The sequence below is a fragment of the Flagellimonas sp. genome (assembly GCF_965601775.1).
Lineage (GTDB): Bacteria > Bacteroidota > Bacteroidia > Flavobacteriales > Flavobacteriaceae > Flagellimonas.
Map to the genome: position 1 here is coordinate 3,100,470 of NZ_OZ271837.1, position 17,719 is coordinate 3,118,188.

At 43.4% G+C, this 17,719-nt stretch carries 19 protein-coding genes; 18 read left to right on the top strand and 1 reads right to left on the bottom strand.

Annotated features, from left to right (window positions below; translation table 11 throughout):
- The first annotated feature begins 21 nt into the window (after nucleotides 1–21).
- The 8 genes from ACSLUF_RS14325 to ACSLUF_RS14360 all read left to right on the top strand — a co-directional run bounded on the left by ACSLUF_RS14325 (nucleotide 22) and on the right by ACSLUF_RS14360 (nucleotide 11,548).
- Nucleotides 22–1,425: a SusD/RagB family nutrient-binding outer membrane lipoprotein gene (locus tag ACSLUF_RS14325; RefSeq protein WP_435623444.1), complete on the top strand. Its 1,404-nt coding sequence runs from the start codon at nucleotides 22–24 to the stop codon at nucleotides 1,423–1,425.
- Between the two features lie 31 nt (nucleotides 1,426–1,456).
- Complete coding sequence (locus tag ACSLUF_RS14330; RefSeq protein WP_435623445.1) at nucleotides 1,457–2,095, top strand: heavy-metal-associated domain-containing protein; 639 nt, start codon at nucleotides 1,457–1,459, stop codon at nucleotides 2,093–2,095.
- A gap of 160 nt (nucleotides 2,096–2,255) precedes the next feature.
- On the top strand, nucleotides 2,256–3,737 hold the full coding sequence (locus ACSLUF_RS14335; RefSeq protein ID WP_435623446.1) for an aminotransferase class V-fold PLP-dependent enzyme: 1,482 nt from the start codon (nucleotides 2,256–2,258) through the stop codon (nucleotides 3,735–3,737).
- Between the two features lie 26 nt (nucleotides 3,738–3,763).
- Nucleotides 3,764–6,787 carry an amidohydrolase family protein gene (locus ACSLUF_RS14340; RefSeq protein ID WP_435623447.1) on the top strand — a complete coding sequence of 1,008 codons (3,024 nt, stop codon included), beginning with the start codon at nucleotides 3,764–3,766 and terminating at the stop codon, nucleotides 6,785–6,787.
- 16 nt (nucleotides 6,788–6,803) lie between these two features.
- Nucleotides 6,804–8,126 carry an amidohydrolase family protein gene (locus tag ACSLUF_RS14345; protein ID WP_431128386.1) on the top strand — a complete coding sequence of 441 codons (1,323 nt, stop codon included), beginning with the start codon at nucleotides 6,804–6,806 and terminating at the stop codon, nucleotides 8,124–8,126.
- On the top strand, nucleotides 8,068–9,501 hold the full coding sequence (locus tag ACSLUF_RS14350; RefSeq protein ID WP_435623448.1) for an alanine/glycine:cation symporter family protein: 1,434 nt from the start codon (nucleotides 8,068–8,070) through the stop codon (nucleotides 9,499–9,501). Before ACSLUF_RS14345 ends, ACSLUF_RS14350 begins: the two co-directional genes overlap by 59 nt.
- Nucleotides 9,502–9,511: 10 nt before the next feature.
- Nucleotides 9,512–10,780 carry a M14 family metallopeptidase gene (locus ACSLUF_RS14355; protein WP_435623449.1) on the top strand — a complete coding sequence of 423 codons (1,269 nt, stop codon included), beginning with the start codon at nucleotides 9,512–9,514 and terminating at the stop codon, nucleotides 10,778–10,780.
- Nucleotides 10,781–10,822: 42 nt separating this feature from the next.
- The gene (locus tag ACSLUF_RS14360) at nucleotides 10,823–11,548 is read left to right on the top strand and encodes a DUF6503 family protein (protein ID WP_435623450.1); all 726 of its coding nucleotides are present in this window, start codon (nucleotides 10,823–10,825) and stop codon (nucleotides 11,546–11,548) included.
- Between the two features lie 13 nt (nucleotides 11,549–11,561).
- On the opposite strand, the gene ACSLUF_RS14365 is transcribed toward ACSLUF_RS14360, so the two are convergent.
- The gene (locus ACSLUF_RS14365) at nucleotides 11,562–11,990 is read right to left on the bottom strand and encodes a ubiquinol-cytochrome c reductase iron-sulfur subunit (protein WP_435623451.1); all 429 of its coding nucleotides are present in this window, start codon (nucleotides 11,988–11,990) and stop codon (nucleotides 11,562–11,564) included.
- 273 nt (nucleotides 11,991–12,263) lie between these two features.
- Here ACSLUF_RS14365 and ACSLUF_RS14370 point away from each other — a divergent pair, with 273 nt between their 5' ends.
- From ACSLUF_RS14370 to ACSLUF_RS14415, 10 genes are all read left to right on the top strand, one after another.
- Complete coding sequence (locus ACSLUF_RS14370; RefSeq protein ID WP_435623452.1) at nucleotides 12,264–12,686, top strand: HYC_CC_PP family protein; 423 nt, start codon at nucleotides 12,264–12,266, stop codon at nucleotides 12,684–12,686.
- Between the two features lie 181 nt (nucleotides 12,687–12,867).
- Complete coding sequence (locus tag ACSLUF_RS14375) at nucleotides 12,868–13,449, top strand: helix-turn-helix domain-containing protein (RefSeq protein ID WP_106143160.1); 582 nt, start codon at nucleotides 12,868–12,870, stop codon at nucleotides 13,447–13,449.
- A gap of 71 nt (nucleotides 13,450–13,520) precedes the next feature.
- On the top strand, nucleotides 13,521–13,928 hold the full coding sequence (locus tag ACSLUF_RS14380) for a c-type cytochrome (RefSeq protein ID WP_435623453.1): 408 nt from the start codon (nucleotides 13,521–13,523) through the stop codon (nucleotides 13,926–13,928).
- A complete protein-coding gene (locus tag ACSLUF_RS14385) occupies nucleotides 13,925–15,085 on the top strand; it encodes a hypothetical protein (RefSeq protein WP_431128367.1) in 1,161 nt (386 codons plus the stop codon). The genes ACSLUF_RS14380 and ACSLUF_RS14385 overlap by 4 nt, the downstream gene beginning before the upstream one ends.
- Before the next feature lie 112 nt (nucleotides 15,086–15,197).
- Nucleotides 15,198–15,518 (top strand): hypothetical protein, encoded by a 321-nt coding sequence (locus ACSLUF_RS14390; RefSeq protein ID WP_435623454.1) that lies wholly within the window; start codon nucleotides 15,198–15,200, stop codon nucleotides 15,516–15,518.
- 511 nt (nucleotides 15,519–16,029) lie between these two features.
- Nucleotides 16,030–16,332, top strand: coding sequence for a heavy-metal-associated domain-containing protein (locus tag ACSLUF_RS14395; protein ID WP_435623455.1), 303 nt, complete (start codon nucleotides 16,030–16,032; stop codon nucleotides 16,330–16,332).
- A gap of 11 nt (nucleotides 16,333–16,343) precedes the next feature.
- Nucleotides 16,344–16,565: an SHOCT domain-containing protein gene (locus ACSLUF_RS14400; RefSeq protein ID WP_435623456.1), complete on the top strand. Its 222-nt coding sequence runs from the start codon at nucleotides 16,344–16,346 to the stop codon at nucleotides 16,563–16,565.
- Between the two features lie 40 nt (nucleotides 16,566–16,605).
- Entirely contained in the window at nucleotides 16,606–16,821 is a 216-nt protein-coding gene (locus tag ACSLUF_RS14405) for an SHOCT domain-containing protein (RefSeq protein ID WP_431128353.1), read from the top strand.
- A 38-nt stretch (nucleotides 16,822–16,859) separates the two neighbouring features.
- Complete coding sequence (locus tag ACSLUF_RS14410) at nucleotides 16,860–17,306, top strand: hypothetical protein (RefSeq protein WP_431128350.1); 447 nt, start codon at nucleotides 16,860–16,862, stop codon at nucleotides 17,304–17,306.
- Nucleotides 17,307–17,384: 78 nt separating this feature from the next.
- Entirely contained in the window at nucleotides 17,385–17,657 is a 273-nt protein-coding gene (locus ACSLUF_RS14415) for a DUF5676 family membrane protein (RefSeq protein WP_431128347.1), read from the top strand.
- Nucleotides 17,658–17,719: the final 62 nt, after the last annotated feature.

Consider the following 17,719-nt stretch of genomic DNA (forward strand, 5'->3'; position numbering starts at 1 on the left):
CCAACACTAAAACAGTACAAAATGAAAAAAGTATATAACAAACATATCCTCTTGATACTAATTATCGGTTTTTTATTTGTTGGATGCGAAAAATTGGTAGACGATATCAACGAGAACCCGAACAACTTCACTTTGGACGAACTTGACCCAGGTCTTTTTCTAAATGGGGCCGAGCTAAACTCGATAAACATCTTATTAGGTTCGACCAGCCGAATGGCGGGCTATTGGTCCGGTCAGTTGATTGGTTTTGACCAAACAGAGTTGGAGCGATACAATTACAATGTAACCTTTACAGACTTTGATTGGGACGGCTATCAAGAGGTCGTTACTCCGTTACGGGAAATAAGGTCCCGTACCCCCGACAATAAACTATATCAAGGTATTACTGGGGTCTTGGAAGCACAGATTATCGGAAACTATGCCTCTATGTACGGGGATATTGTTTATTCCAATGCCTTATTGGACATCGACAATCCCGAATTTGATGGTCAGACCGAAGTATTCGATTCCTTGCAGTCCCTATTGGATGATGCCATCAGCAACCTATCCAACGTCACCCCGCAAGATGTGGTCTTAGAGGATTTTCTGTTCAATGGCAACGCTATGAAATGGCTGCAGTCCGCTTGGACCCTAAAGGCAAGGTTCTATATGCTTACCCGGCAATATGACCAAGCCTATGCAGCGGCACAGAACGGAATATCCCTGCAAGAAAACAGTATGATTTTTGTCCCCCTTGATCTAGAGGATGTCACGAGCACGAAAAATAAGTTTTGGATCATACTGAACAATGCACCTAGCGTTGGAACGGGCAACAGTTACTTGATTCAACTCTTGGATACGAACAGCGGTATTTCGAGGAACAATGCAAAGACCGATGAAGCGGCCAGACTGTCATATTATCGGATAGATGAGACGAATCCCGATGGTAATTTGGGTATTGCCAATGAGTTGGAGCCACAACCCTTGGTCACCTATGGAGAAAATCTGTTGATCCTGGCCGAGGCAGGTGCCCGTGCCCAAGGCTTCAATATTGGCTTGGGGCATTTAAATGCCTGGAGATCAGCATTGGGAACTGGAAATTTTTTCAATTCCAGTGTTGCGGGGGAACCCATTTTGTATGATGCATATACCGCTGCGGACTTCGCCCCTGGGGGTATGGAGAATGTTGACAGCATAGATTCAGATACAGCATTATTGAGAGAGATCATTGAGGAACGTTATGTTACGGGCTTCACAACATTTATGCCATTTGATGACGCCAGAAGGCTGCGAACAGAGAACGAGGTGGCAGTGCCATTTCCCAATAATACCTCAACGGCCCCTGGCAGAGTGGAGCGGTTTTTATATCCCGAGGATGAAGTATTGGCCAATACCAGCGTGCCAGAAGACCCAGGTCTTTTTGTTCCAAATCCCATTAATCAATAATAAATATCAATTTTCTTAAAATTAAAATTAAATGAAAAAGCAAGTGAAAAGTTTTGTGTCTTTAGTTATGGTCCTTTGCGCCGTGTTCTTGTCAAACGCGCAGGAAAAATCAAGTGAGTTTGAGGTGTTGGGCAATTGTAATGGTTGTAAAAAACGTATCGAGAAGGCGGCCAATTCCTTGCAAGGGGTGGCAAGTGCAACATGGAACAAGGATACGAAAATTTTACAGATGGCCTATGATTCCAATAAAACCTCGTTGGAAGAGGTTTCCAAGGCCATCAATGAAGTGGGACACGATACCAAGTTCGGCAGGGCGAGCGACGGTGCCTATGACGCGCTGCCAGGTTGTTGCCAGTACGACCGCAAATCGGATAGTAGTTCGGTTTCCACCGAAACTGCGGTAGCTTCCTTTGATTTTCAGGTATCGGGCAATTGTGGCATGTGCAAAAAAAGAATCGAGAAAGCGGCTAGAGCGGTCCCTGGGGTTACCAATGCAGAATGGAACAAAGAAACCAAAATGGTAAATATCGCTGTTTCTGACAAGGCCGTTTCCAAGGACAAGGTTTCCGAGGCCATTGCGGCGATAGGCCATGATACCGAGTTCCACAGGGCAGAGGCGTCTACTTATGATGATTTGCCGGGTTGCTGCCAATACGATAGAATGCAATAAATCCTTGGTATAGGGCCGTCCTCTTAGTTGAACATCCAAATTGGCGATTAAAGCATAGAAGCAGGAAGTTTTGCTACAGATTTTGATTGTTTGAGTTAGTTACCTAGTCAATCTTGGAGTTCAATTAAGCAAGGGCGGCCTTTTATTTTTTCAAAGAGAAATGATAGCAAAGGAAAAAGAAACCTTGGAATCTTATTTTTGGGATTTCAGAAAGGATATCATCGGCATTGATACAGAGATAAAGACACCCTTCGGCACAAAACCTTTGGTATATGCCGACTGGATCGCCAGCGGCAGATTGTATGCTCCGATTGAGGAAATTATGCGTGAAAGAATCGGCCCCATGGTCGGGAATACCCATTCAGAGACCAGCTATACGGGTAAGTTGATGACGGGCCTCTATGAGACGGCCAAACGCCAGATCAAGAAACACGTAAACGCTTCGCAAGAGGATGTCATTATCACTAGCGATACGGGCATGACAGGGGTGTTATGTAAATTTCAGCGTATTCTGGGACTTAAGGTTCCTGAAAAACTAAAAAAATCCTTTACCATCCCGAAAAACGAACGTCCAGTTGTTTTTCTTACCCACATGGAGCATCATTCCAACCAAACTACTTGGTTGGAAACTATTGCAGATGTGGTTGTAATGCAACCTACCAAGGAATTGTTTGTAGATGCAAAAGCCCTGAAAGAAGAGTTGGAAAAGCATAAGGATAAAAAGCTAAAAATAGGCTCTTTTACGGCCTGTTCGAACGTTACCGGAGTGAGTGCACCCTACCATGAACTGGCAGAGGTCATGCATGCCCACGGGGGTTTTTGTTTTGTGGATTTTGCAGCTTCCGCACCCTATGTCCATATTGATATGCATCCCAAAAAAAAGACACAAAGATTGGATGCCGTCTTCTTTTCACCCCATAAATTCCTGGGAGGTCCCGGAAGTTCGGGAGTATTGGTGTTCAATAAGGCGCTATACCAAAACCGCATTCCTGATAATCCCGGTGGCGGTACGGTCACCTGGACGGACCCCTGGGGCGGCCACAGCTTCTTTGAAAGTGTAGAAGCTCGCGAGGATGGTGGCACCCCCGGTTTTTTACAGACCATGAGAACGGCCTTGGCGATACAGCTAAAGGAGAAGATGGGTGTTGAAAAAATTCAACAGCGTGAAAACGAATTGGTACGCAAATGTTATGAAGAATTGCCCAAAATCAAAGGGCTGCACGTATTGGCAAAAGATGTGCGCTATCGGCTCGGAGTTTTCTCCTTTTACATGGAACATCTTCACTACAATTTGGTGGTAAAACTGTTGAACGACCATTTTGGCATTCAGGTAAGGGGCGGCTGCTCATGTGCTGGTACCTACGGGCATCTTCTGTTGGAAGTTTCCAAAGAACGATCCCAGAAAATTACGAGCCGAATAGACCAAGGAGACCTTACCGAAAAACCGGGATGGGTACGCCTCTCGCTTCACCCCACGATGACCAATGAAGAATTGGACTATATCCTGTCAGCCATAAAAGAAGTATCGGAAAAGGGAACGGAAATGGGCAGCGAATATGAATATAATAAACACACCAATGCCTTTCTCCACAAATCCGAAAAACAAATAAAAGAAGATTTGGCCCATTGGTTCGATATATAAGACTAACCTGAAATCACATTAGCCACATGATTACTTTGAAAAAATTAAACTTCACGATAAACTGTTTATTTCTTTTAACCTTTTTGGCCGTCCATGGCCAACAGACTTTTCCCAAAAACGATATTTCCGATGAACGGCCGAAAGCTTTTGCATTTACCCATGCCACAATCGTAATTGATCCGGCAACCACGTTGGAGGATGCCACGTTAATAATAAAGGGCGGGGAAATCGAGGCTGTCGGAACCCAAATCAGAGTACCTGATGGTTACGCTGAAATACGAGCGGAAGGACACTTCATTTATCCCTCCTTTATAGATATGTTCAGCAATTACGGACAACCGGAAGTTGTCATTCCGAGAAGGGGCAATCCATATGTTAAAAGGGAACAAATCCAATCGGATACCAAAGGGGGGTACAATGCCAATGAGGCCATAAAATCAGAATATAACGGTGCCCACAATTTTGAGGTGGACAAGAAAATGGCCAAAAAATTAAGGTCGCAAGGGTTCGGAACCGTGGCGACCTTCAGACCCGATGGTATTGCCCGGGGCACAGCGGCACTTGTTGTTCTAGGGGAGGGTCATGAGAACAATATGCTCTTACAACCTAAGGTAGCCGCCCATTACTCTTTTAACAAAGGGAGCTCTACCCAAGATTATCCTGTGTCTCCCATGGGTGCTATCGCCCTGTTACGACAAACATTTTACGATGCCCAATGGTATGCCTCCCAAGAATGGAAACCTTTTACAGATTTATCCTTACAGGCCATCATCGACAATCGTAACCTACCCCAAATAATCGATACGGAAGGTTGGTTAACCGCACTTAGGGCAAACAAGGTAGCCAAGGAATTTAAGCTAGATTTTATTATTATGGGTGGGGGCGACGAATACCAGCGCATCGAAGAGATAAAGAGTATGAACGCTCCCTTGGTCATCCCCTTGAACTTTCCAAAGCCATTTGATGTCTCTGATCCCTATCTATTGCCAAAAATATCCTTGACGGACCTGAAGCATTGGGAACTGGCCCCTTTCAATCCCCTACTTTTGGCGGAAAACAATGTTCAATTTGCCATCACATCCCACCCTATCAACCAAGCTACCGATTTTTTACGGAATTTAAGAAAATCGGTCCTCCATGGCCTTAGCCAAGAAAAAGCACTGGCCGCCTTGACCACAATACCTGCCAACCTCTTAAAAGTATCCAATAGAATCGGTACGTTGGAAAAGGGTAAACTCGCCAATTTTATCCTCTTGGATGGGAATTTGTTCGATGATGGCACCATGTTGCTTGAGAACTATATTAAAGGTGAGGGTCATGCTGTGGTTCAACCGCCCAATAAAACTGTTCTGGGCGAGTACCAATTGGAATTAAGGGGTTTGTCGGCCACTCTTAAAATCCAACCAAAAAACAAGGGTTATATGGCACAATTGGAGGCCCCTAAAGGTACTGTTCAAAATATAACCTTTTCAATTGATGGCGAGATGCTGGGACTTGCATTTGAGATTGATAAAAAAAAATACAATTTGGGCGGGTGGGTTTCTACATCCGGAAACCAAACCGTTTTGAAGGGCAACGGAACCGTAGATCTTCATAGAAATATTTCATGGAAAGCCATCAAAAAAAGTGATGATACAAACAACGGTACGAAAAAAGAAGTTTCAAAAATAGCCGTCCAGAAGGGAAAAGTCATTTATCCCTTTATGGCTTTTGGATCTGAGGAAAAAATAAAGCCCGAGACCATCCTAATCAAGAATACAACGGTCTGGACCAATGAAAAAGAAGGCATTCTCAAAAATTCAGATGTTCTTCTGGAAAACGGTAAGATTGCCAAAATCGGGAACGACCTTACCGTAAAAAACGCCACAATAATCGATGGTACGGGCAAACACTTGACCCCTGGCATTATCGATGAGCATTCACATATCGCCATTAGTTCGGTCAATGAAATTGCGGCTAATTCGGGTATGGTCAGAATGCAGGACGTTTTGGATTCCGAGGATGCAAGTATCTACAGGGCATTGGCAGGGGGTGTAGTGGCCGCACACCTCTTGCACGGTTCTTCCGACCCCATAGGAGGTCAGTCGGCATTGATCAAGCTTAAATGGGGAGAGAGCCCTGAAAATCTAAAAATCCAGAATGCCGCGCCTTTCATAAAATTTGCTTTGGGGGAAAACCCCAAACGATCCAAAAGTGCACCATCCGTTCGCTTTCCCAGAAGTCTTATGGGACTGGAGCAGTTTTATTCAAATGCGTTTTCCGAGGCCTTGGATTACAAAAAGGATTGGGCCATTTATGATCAACTTGATAGAAAACAAAAACAGAATACCGCAAAACCGAGAAAAGATATCTTAAAGAAGGCCATGCTAGAGGTCGTGGAGGGCAGTAGACATATTTCATGCCATTCCTATCAACAAAAGGAGATGTTGATGTTAATGGACGTTGCCGAACGCTATGGATTTACCGTGAACACCTTTACCCATGCCTTAGAGGGTTATCGCATAGCGGATAAGATGAAGCTTCATGGCGTCGGTGGAAGTACTTTTTCCGATAAATGGAACTTCAAATGGGAAACCCGGAACGCCATTCCCTATAATGCCACCATCATGGACAAAGAGGGGGTTGTTACCGCCATAAACTCCGATAGCCGCGAAACGATACGGCACCTAAACCATGAGGCCGCCAAAGCCATCAAATATGGAGGGTCAAGTGCCGAAGATGCCTTGAAAATGATTACCCTTAACCCAGCGAAGCTATTACACTTGGACGATACCATGGGTAGTATTAAAACGGGAAAATCGGCTGATGTCGTACTTTGGTCCGCCTCCCCCATGTCAATCTATTCGAAACCTGAAAAAACCATTATCGAGGGAGCCGTTTACTTTGACATCGAAACGGACAAACGGTTAAGAAAGCAGAACCAAAAAGAACGTACCCGTATCATCCAACTCATGCGTTTTAAAGGTTCAGCAGGAACTAAGTCTTTGAAAATTTCCAAAACCAAGCCTGAGTTTCATTGTGAATATATCGAACAAGCACAAGCCGAATAAATATAATTATACCTAGATGATGAAAAAGAGCATATCCATACTTCTCCCATTCACGATTTTATTTTTCCATTATTCCAATGAACTTGTCGGGCAATTAATGCCAAAACCTGCCCAAACCCAAACCGAACCTATACTGCTAGTGGGAGCTACTGTACATACCGGAACGGGAGAAATTATTGCCAATGGGGCCGTAGGTTTTAAAAAAGGAAAAATCACCTATGTAGGCCCTCTAGAGGGAATAGGGGAACAAAAAGCCGATTATAAGACTAAAGATGTGAGCGGTCAACATATATACCCAGGGTTCATACTGTTGAATTCGTTGATCGGTATCGAAGAGATCAGCGGCGTGCCCCATTCCAATGATAAATTGGAGGAAGGGGATATCAACCCCAGCCTTAAAACCGTTTTTGCCTTTGACACTGGGTCGGAACACATCCCTACCTTACGTTTCAACGGTATTCTACATGTAGAGTCCATCCGATCTGGAGGATTGATTTCAGGAACTTCCGCTGTAATGGAAATGGACGGGTGGAGCTGGCAGGAAGCTATATTTAAAGAAGAGGCTGCCCTACACCTGCATTGGCCCTCTTCAATATCAACTTCCTACGATAAGAGTACCAATACCAGAAATATCAAGAAAAATAGTTCCTACGATGAAAAAGTAATGCAACTTGAAAATTTGTTTTCGGCAGCCCATTCCTACAAGTCCATTGATGGAAAAACCACCAATCTGAAGCTGGAGGCCCTACAAGGTCTTTTTGAGGGCAAGAAAGTATTGGCAGTGCATGCCGAGGAACCCAAAGAAATTATAGAGGGCATTACGTTTGCTAAATCACATCAGGTCAAGAATATTGTTTTGGTCGCCACTTACCCCGTGCTTTCGGTAAAGGAATTTATCAAGGAAAACAAAATACCTGTCGTACTGCCCCCCACCTACGATTATCCTGACCATGACGGTATGGATTATGATGCCTACTATTCCTTGCCCCATTTGCTCTCTCAAGAAGGAATTACCGTGGCACTGAACCACTATGGAATGCTTTCAACCTCCCGAAACCTGCCTTTTTATGCGGGAATGGCGGTAACCTTTGGAATGGAAAAGGAAGAGGCCCTTAAATTGATCACCCTGAACCCTGCAAAGATCTTGGGTGTTGATGACCGCATCGGATCGATAGCCGTTGGCAAGGATGCGAGTATCTTTGTTTCACGTGGGGATGCCCTGGACGTTCAAACTAATGCGCTTTCCATGGCATTTATCCGTGGCAAGGAGATTGTGCTTGATGGAGCTCATCAAGAAAGCTATAAACGGTATTCTGCGAAGTATGGGCATGGTGAATAGTGTTCTGAAAAGCGTTGAGAACACCATTATTGACCTTAGCAATTGGATTTGGGACCTGCCATTATTATTGTTGCTCATGGGGGGTGGAATATTCTTTCTATTCTATTCCAGATTGTTGCCTTTCAAACACTTTTGGCATGCCATAGCCGTCGTTCGCGGAAAATATGACAGCACCTCGGGTGTTGGTCAGATCAGTGCCTTCAAGGCACTATCCACGGCCTTGTCATCTACTTTGGGGATGGGAAACATTGCCGGTGTAGCACTGGCAATAAGTATGGGAGGCCCTGGTGCACTTTTTTGGATGTGGGTGAGCGCAATAGTCGGTATGGCCACTAAATACTACACCTGCTCTTTGGCCATAATGTATCGGGGGAAAGATGATTTCGGAATTGTACAGGGAGGGCCGATGTACGTAATTACAGAGGGATTGGGGAAAAGATGGAAGCCCCTTGCCATATTTTTTTCAATAGCGGGCATTTTTGGTTCGCTGCCCATTTTTACAGCGAACCAGCTTACCCAGGTTTTGAACGATGTATTAGTGCCGGTTTTTGACCTTACAAGCTCGGTCGGATCCTCTTTGCTGATAGGGGTAGTGATTAGCATTCTGGTATCCATCGTTATTTTTGGCGGTATTCAAAGAATTGCAAACTATGCCAGCAAATTGGTTCCTTTAATGGTCGTATTGTATTTTCTCTCGGTATCTTATATCCTATTTGTCAACCATACTCAGATCCTACCGGTTTTTCAACAGGTATTTTCAGATGCCATGACCGGTAATGCGGTTCTTGGTGGTAGCTTGGGTTCCATAATTATTGTGGGGGTACGTAGGGCGGCCTTTTCAAACGAAGCCGGTATTGGTACCGCCCCAATGGCCCATGGGGCCTCAAAAAATGTGGAGCCCGTAAAAGAGGGGTTGGTAGCCATGCTCGGGCCCTTTATAGATACACTAGTGGTATGTACCTTGACTGCGATTGCCATATTGGTCACCGATAGCTGGCAAGACCCGAATATTGGGGGCGTGACGGTCACCTTATCTGCTTTTGTCAAGACCATGCCCCAATTCGGTGCGGTACTCTTGGTGTTTATTGTATCCATTTTTGCCCTGACATCATTGTTTACCTACTCCTATTATGGCGCTAAGTGTATCGCATTTGTTTTTGGTACCAGGTACAAAAAATTCTATAATTACATTTATGTGCTCAGTATCTGTTTGGGAGCGGTTTCCAGTATGGCAGGTGTCGTTGGTCTTTTCGACATCAGTTTTGCCTTGATGGCCATTCCAACCATGTTATCCGCCATTATCCTATCAGCAAAAGTAAATCAGGCAACACGGGAATATTTCAAGAAAATATCGTTGAACACAAACGTTATTTAAGTCATTTTCTATGAAAAAAAAAGTACTTTTTCTCTATCTACTGGGCTTGGCAGCAACTTATGCCCAAGAGCAGCGATTTCAGGGTCAACCCCCAATCGCAGCGGTCCCAACCAAAACCAGGCCGGTACAAAAACAGTGGAAGGGCAATTTCAAATTCGCCCGCAACGGCATTACCTTTTCCAATGATTTTGTTGGGTCAAGGCTCAATGGTATTGTTCAAAATAACGACAGCACCTATACAGTATTGATAACCCCTGAAAACACTCCGATTAACACCAGTCCGTGGTACGCCTTCAAGGTATGGGCAAACAACAGGACACAGGTCAATGTGGTGCTGACCTATCAAGAATCGGGGAAGCACCGATACTTTCCAAAGCTGAGCAAGGATGGGGTCAATTGGTCCCTCCTTGATTCCACGAGATACAAGGAATATGACAAAGGCGAAAGAGCGTTCGGCCCAGGTTCGCTTCCGGTCAAAGTAAATATGAAACTGGAAATAGGCACCGATACGCTTTGGGTTTCGGGCCAGGAGCTCCACACTTCGCATCATGTTTCCCGTTGGGCGGAAGACCTATCGACCAAATCTTTTATCACAAAAAAGAAAATTGGAAAAAGTAGGGAAAATAGAGATTTGGGGCTGTTGGCGATTGGTAACGAAAATGCAAGAAACATGTTGATGGTCATTTCACGGCAACACCCACCCGAGGTAACAGGTTATCTGGCCATGAAAACCTTTGTAGAAACCACTGCATCGGATACAAAGCTAGCCAAAAATTTCAGAAAAAAGTTTACGACCTATGTAGTGCCATTGATGAACCCTGACGGGGTCGACAACGGACACTGGAGACACAATGCCGGCGGAGTCGATCTGAATCGGGACTGGGCGAATTTTAACCAACCGGAAACACGTTCGGTCAAGAACTTTATGGAAGGGAAAGTGAAACAGACGAAAGGAAAGTTTTATTTTGGTATCGATTTTCATTCCACCTGGGACGATATCTATTATACTGTGGACTCCAAATTGGAAGGAAATATGCCAGGTTTGGTGACTGATTGGCTGTCAGAAGTTAAAGCTGAGCTCGAAGGGTACGACCCCAATATCAGGCCAAGTGACAAGATGCGGCCAACCAATGTATCACGGAATTATTTTTTTGTGGAACATGGGGCCGAGGCCTTGGTCTTTGAAATTGGTGACAATACCCCAAGGGACTTTGTAAAGAAAAAGGCCCGTGTAAGTGCACAGATTTTGATGCAATTGATGTTAAAACGTATAAAGTAAGACCTAATGAGACCATTATTCCATTCTCAAATTTCCTTTTGGATGCTTTTAGGACTGTTGGCCTTTTTGAGTCCAAACTTCGGATTGGGGCAAGAGAGTATCATTGATAAGGCCATAAGACATTCCGGAGCCGAAAAACTAAAAAATGCCGAAGTCTCATTTGACTTTAGGGATTATCACTATATCTACAAAAGGAACAAAGGACGGTTTGAATATACTAGAATTAACCGACGGTCTGATGGCACCAAAATACGTGATGTCTATACCAATGACGGACTGTTCCGCTATGTGGCAGATACTTTGGTAAGCCTTAGCGAGAAAAGAAAAAAGGCCTATGCCAATTCGGTCAATTCAGTAATCTATTTCGCTTTTCTTCCCCTATGGCTCAAAGACCCCGCTGTCATGTTTGAAAATATGGGAATATCCAAAATCCAAGACAAAGAATACCATAAAATACGCGTTACCTTTAAAAAGGAGGGTGGTGGTGATGATTTTGAGGACGTTTTTCTATACTGGTTCGATGCAGACGACTATAGTCTGGATTATCTTGCTTACAAATACTTCACAGGTAAAGGTGGGATGCGCTTCCGTGAGGCCTATAATCCCCGTACCATCGATGGTGTCAGAATCCAGGATTACCGAAACTTTGCACCTAAATTAAAGGGAAGCATTGACTTTGAACAAATCGATAGAGCCTTCGAGGATGGTAAATTGGAGGAACTGTCGATTATTGCACTAAAGAAGATGACAATAAGAGTTATACCCTAAACCATAAAAAAGCTCATTCAAAAACACGCAATAAATTTCCTGTCAATTCCGTACTGAAAATTTTCAATGGATTGGGTGTAATAGCGTTCAAAGGTTTTCCGGTCTGATCGAATCTAGCACCATGGGTTGCACAACGATAGATACCCCCATCTTCGGTAATGAAACGCACTTCTTCCGTTTGTTGATGGCTACAGATCTGGCTGGCGGCCACATACTGCCCCTCCAAGTTTTTGGCCACCACCACAAATTGCTTCAAGATAAAGCCCCCATTATTCTGTAAAGGGGCACCTTCCTGAGAGTCAAGATCGACTGTAAAATCAATTCCTGTAGGGACTGGAAGCCCCCCCACCGCACCGTCTTTTGAACATCCGTTCAAACAGGGAAAAACAAGGGCAAGGGCTGCACCTGCCCCTAGATTCTGTAAAAATTTCTTTCGTTCCATAGCTATTGCATATACTAAATCCAACGCTTTTTAGGCAAAAATCGTATGTAAGGTAGCACACAACCTTACCCTGATTGCTTCCTTGTATTGGTTTTGAGCCTGATTCTCCACAAATATGACATTTATCATATTTCTGTCTAACCTTATCTTTTAAATTTACCATGCCTAATATCCCATTTTTGAATATAAAGTATTGATAACATGTTTTTTATGTATTTTTTGTTAAAATCAATCAAATAAAAAAAATTAAACATTTTTACCTAATTTTATATAGTGGAACACCTTAACCGTAAAATAATTGCCTTTTTCCTAACTTGTATAGTGCTGTTCGCAGGCTCTTCCTTCACTGCGGATATGCATTTCTGTTGCGATAAGTTGGTAGATCTTGCGGTCTTAGGCAAAGCGAAACCTTGTGACGAGAAAATTGAGCGGCAAGAAGAAAGGCCTTCAAAGGAATGCTCCTTAGCAACACAAGAATGTTGTAGCAGTCAGTCTTTCGTGAAGTCGATAGATGAAAACCTAAAAAATGCCCAATTGGAATTGGGCACTGATACGTTTGTCTTCTTACAAACGTTTTTCCATACCTATATAAATCTTTTTGAAGGACTTGATACCAACATTGTCCCCTTCCGGGACTATCACCCCCCATGGATAGAGAGGGACATTCTTGTACTTCACGAAACTTTCTTAATTTGATTTATTCCTCGCGCTAATTACCTTAGGGTAATCAGCACCTTCCGTATTTGGCCATAATCCTTATTGGGCCAACTTTTTGCCGAACTCATAATTCAATGGCAAACATTTCAGGCAACATCATCAATAAGAGCTTTTAGACTCTTAATGGTTTAACAGACGGGTAACATTAACACTAATACATATGGAATCCAACAGAGTATACTGGATCAAGAATATGGTTTGTAGACGTTGCCTTAAGGTCTTGAAACAAGAACTTGAGGAAGTACATATAAAGGTGCTTTCCCTTGAATTGGGAAGACTTTCCGTACGCATAATCGAGGGTACAAACAAGGATATTGATAGCAAAGTGCTACAAGTGATTCATTCCAACGGATTTGAAATTGCAAAAAGCGAAGAGGAAATGTTGGTCGAGGAAGTGAAGCTTACACTTATAGAGCTCATACAGGAGCTGCCGACCCATGTAAAGGAAAAAACCTCGGAATACCTGGCATCCACAATACGTCGTGATTATAAGGTTTTAAGTAGACTTTTTTCCAAAACCGAAAACACCACCATAGAAAAGTATTTCATAAAGCTAAAAATAGAGAAGGTCAAAGAATTGATACAATTACAGCAATATACCTTCTCCGACATAGCCTACATGCTTGATTATAGTAGTGTAAACCATTTGTCCAGACAATTTAAGCGCATTACGGGAATGAGCATGACGGACTTTAAAAATTCAGAACATTTAGAGCGTAATTTCTATGACGAAATTATATAAATAATATAGAAAATTATGCAGATAAACCTGAAGCAATAAAAATAGATTTGATAACAGCTTAATACCAAAAAATGAACAAAAAAAGAATTTTGCCTAACATGATGGCAATTGTGGCCATGGGCTTTCTGTTCGTGGGGTTCAACTCCCATGCACAAGAGAAGTGGACGGCGCCCTCCAGCGCCGATAATTTGGTCAACCCAATAAAGGGTGATGCGGGTGCAGCGGCATCCGGCAAGAGGACCTATAGAATGCTCTGTGTGATCTGCCATGGAGCAAAAGGAAAGGGAGATGGCATGGGAGGTGCGGGCCTAACCCCAAAGCCTACTGATTTTACCGATTCAGACGTACAGGCCCAAACCGACGGCGCACTATACTGGAAACTAACGGAAGGGCGATCCCCAATGGCTTCCTATAAGACAGCTCTGCCCGAAAAGAAAAGATGGGAACTTATTAATTATATCCGAACACTTAAGAAATGAAAAAGCTACTAGTAGTACTAACAGCAGTTGTATTTTGTGGTCAAATGTACGGCCAGACCTACAACACTTTTGAACCGAGCAAGACACAATTCATGTTGCGTGGTTATGGCCACACTGGTTTTGAATACATGGATTCGGGAGATGAAACGGAATCCACTTTTCTGGGATCGGCCTTTGCCCCGATTTTTCTTTACAAGCATTCGGATAGATTGATGTTCGAGGCCGAACTTGAGTTTGTGCTGGAAAGCGATGAGTTGGAAACCGGTCTTGAGTATGCCGATGTGATGTATGTGCTCAACAAGAACATGACCGTTCGGGCAGGAAAATTTCTTTTGCCCTTTGGCACATTTATGGAAAGATTACATCCCGCATGGATAAATAGATTGCCCAATGCTCCCTTGGGCTATGGACATGACGGAATCGCACCCTCTTCAGGCATTGGTGTAGAACTTCGGGGTGCATTTGATTTGGGAGGCCCCAAATTGAATTATTCGGTATACTCCACCAACGGTCCACGAATCAAAGATGGTTCAGAGGAACCGGAGGAGGCGGGTATTCTAGAGTTTGAGAACTATGAAGATACTAACTTGGCCAAGGCCTATGGGGGTCGCCTTGGTCTATTGCCTTTCCCAGATTCTTCGACAGAAATCGGTTTTTCGGCCTATTCGACAAGTGGAACGGGCGAAGAAGACTCGGAATACGAGGACATTGGGGCATTTTTGTTCGCCCTTGACTTTTCTTTTGTAAAACAGATATCCGCGATTGGGGGGATAGTGGATGTAAAGTCCCAATTCAACAACTCGAACGTGGATACGGCAACGTTTATAGAAACGCACGAAGATGGCGATGAGGAAGAATACTCATTTGACAACCAAAGTAATTCCTTTTATGGACAATTGAGTTATCGTCCCACCATGTCCGGAAACAAGTTCATAAAAAATCTGGAGTTCGTAGCCAGGTATTCGGATTTCAATGCACCCGAAGGCGCGGAGTGGGAAGAAAAATCCACGCAATACGCATTTGGTCTAAACTACTGGTTGAGTTGGCGATCTGTCGTCAAGCTTAGCTATCAGACCACCGAAACCGAAGGGGGCCACGATGGAGACGGACTGACCAATACAGATGGCCTGTTTGTGCATTGGGCCATAGGATTCTAATCGAGAAACAAAGGCTGGAAAACATGAAAGCGAAAAATCAGTTAAATAACAAAGGCTTTTTTTCTGGCCATACACCATGGGATTGTAATAAGACTATTTAAAATCGGGTAAGATGAAAATAATGAACAAAATAGTGATTGGGGTCATACTTGTGACAACAATCGGGGCTACAGTTGTAAGCTGTTCCTCAACAAAGAAAGGATATTCTGATGTTCCGGATTCCGAGACGGTTGTCGCGGAAGAAGGGTTTAAACTAGAAAAATCAGGGGCACAACTCTGGGGAGAAACCTGTAATAGGTGCCATATCGCTCCATCCCCTGCAGATTACAATGATACGGATTGGGAAACGATCAGCCTTCATATGCGGATCAGGGCCAACCTGACCGAACATGAAAGCAAGAAAATCGAGGAGTTTCTTAAGTCAGCCAATTGACAAGAAAATTGCTCCCATGGTGAACAAGTCAATTCGTCCATGGGAGAAAAATTTCCCGAACATTATATGGCAGGGGTTAACGATGCCATACGGAGGTCGCAGGGCAATCAAAAGATGATGGACAGTATGATGCGAATGATGTGCGAAAAAGTATAGCGAGCTATGATAGTATACGTTCCCGCATGAAAATCATCGTCCAAAAAGGGAACGAACATGCACAGATTTGGTAATGATGGGTGATAACCTTATGAAAACCAATCGAGGTGACCATCCCCAATACCAAAGATAAGTGGAAATTAATTTTAAAAACTGGAAAATATGAAAGGGCATTGGATTTGGATGGTCATCGGTTGCGGGCTTCCACTATTGTTGATTTTTTTCGCACCGGCACTTGGAATAACGGGATACAACGGGCTTTTTGCCTTTATTATCCTAATGTTCCTAGTCCACCTACTCATACCGCACGGACGGCATGGGCATGGGGAGCAAGGTAAATCCGGCAAACACGGACATGGCAAAGAAGGACGGGCCACTGGGAGCCAAGGAGGGCATAAAGGCCATGGACACCATTAGTAGCGGTAAAAGGATGAGACGTAGATATCAAATAAATGGTATTAGTTGCGGCAGTTGTGTGTCCAAGGTAAAGAAAGTTTTGGAATCGCACCCTGAAATTGGCAAAACCGAGATTTTCTTGGCCCCAAAAGGTGCCACTATCATTACTATGAAAAGGAAACTTTCCATAGAGGATATTCAAAAGCAGCTCAATGAACTTGAGGGCTATACCATAACGAAAATCATTCAGGACAATAATTAAAGAGTAATACTATGTTTTTTAGAGATGGATTTTTTTGGGGCATGCACCTTATTTGGTGGGTAATTTGGCTAGTGGCTTTAGGCTGGATTTTCTTTGCTCCCTCGAATTGGCCGTTGCAAGAAACGGAAGAAGAAAGTGATGCGCTTGCCATTCTTAAGATAAGGTTTGCCAAGGGCGAGATCACAAAGGAGGAATACAGGGACCAAAAAAAGATTTTGGAACCGGACAAGTAATACATAAACAACGAATTAACAATCCTAAAAACTATAAACTATGCATTTTTTCGATGGACATTGGGGTGGTATGCACTTTATCTGGTGGATCATATGGTTCATTTTATTGATGTGGATCTTTTTTGTCCCCTATGATATCCCCTATCAGAGAGCAAAAAAAGAAGACCCCTTAAGAATCCTAAAAAAGCGCTTCGCCAATGGCGAAATCTCTAAGGAGGAATATGAGGAATCAAAAAAGATCTTGAAATCAAAATAAGGGATTTAGGTAAAATATTAATCACTAAAAAAATCAAAATGAAGACAACAGTTTACATGACGGGCGCAATGGTATTGGCCACTTTCCTGATTTCGGCCTGTTCACAAAAACAGCATGGCTCAGTTAAAGACATGCTCAAGGACACCTCCCAGCAAGAAATGGTATTGACCACTCTTGCCGAAAACCACGAATTGGGCAAAAAGTATATTGGAAAAATGATGGATAGCGACCACGGTACGGGCATGATGGTTGATGAACTGGTTAGAGCGGCATCAAACGATACCATACTGGCCAATAAATTAAGTGGCATGATCACCAAATATCCTGATTTGATGTTGCTTACAACACATCATTTTATGCCTGTTATCGCCTCAGATAGTCTCATGAGGGATACTTTTTGCGATCATACCTTGAAGCATGAAGAGCTTTCCAGGGCCATGCACAATAAGATGGAGTATAAAAAGAGCCTTGAACAAAACCATTGATGCAAAGCTTACGGCCCGCTCACCAAACGTTCGCCGAGCAAATGTAGCACGACAACTAATAACATTAAAACAAGAATCATGAATCGTATCAACGTCAAAAAATTTGGGTTTGCCTTTGGGTTTACCGGTGCACTGGTGTATGCCGGATGTATGATAGTTCTCGCCACTGTAAGTAAGGAAGCAGGTATTGCCTTCTTCAACAGTCTCTTGCACGGTCTGGACACTACAAGTATTATTAGAATGGATGTTCCCCTCTTGGAGGCATTTTTTGGAATTGTACAAACGTTCATTTTAGGATGGCTAGTAGGTGCTTGTATCGCGGCATTCTACAATGTACAGATCAGAAAATAAAAAAGTTATGGATAGATCATACTCGCGGTGTCCAGTTCATGGAATGTTTTTAAACAATAAGG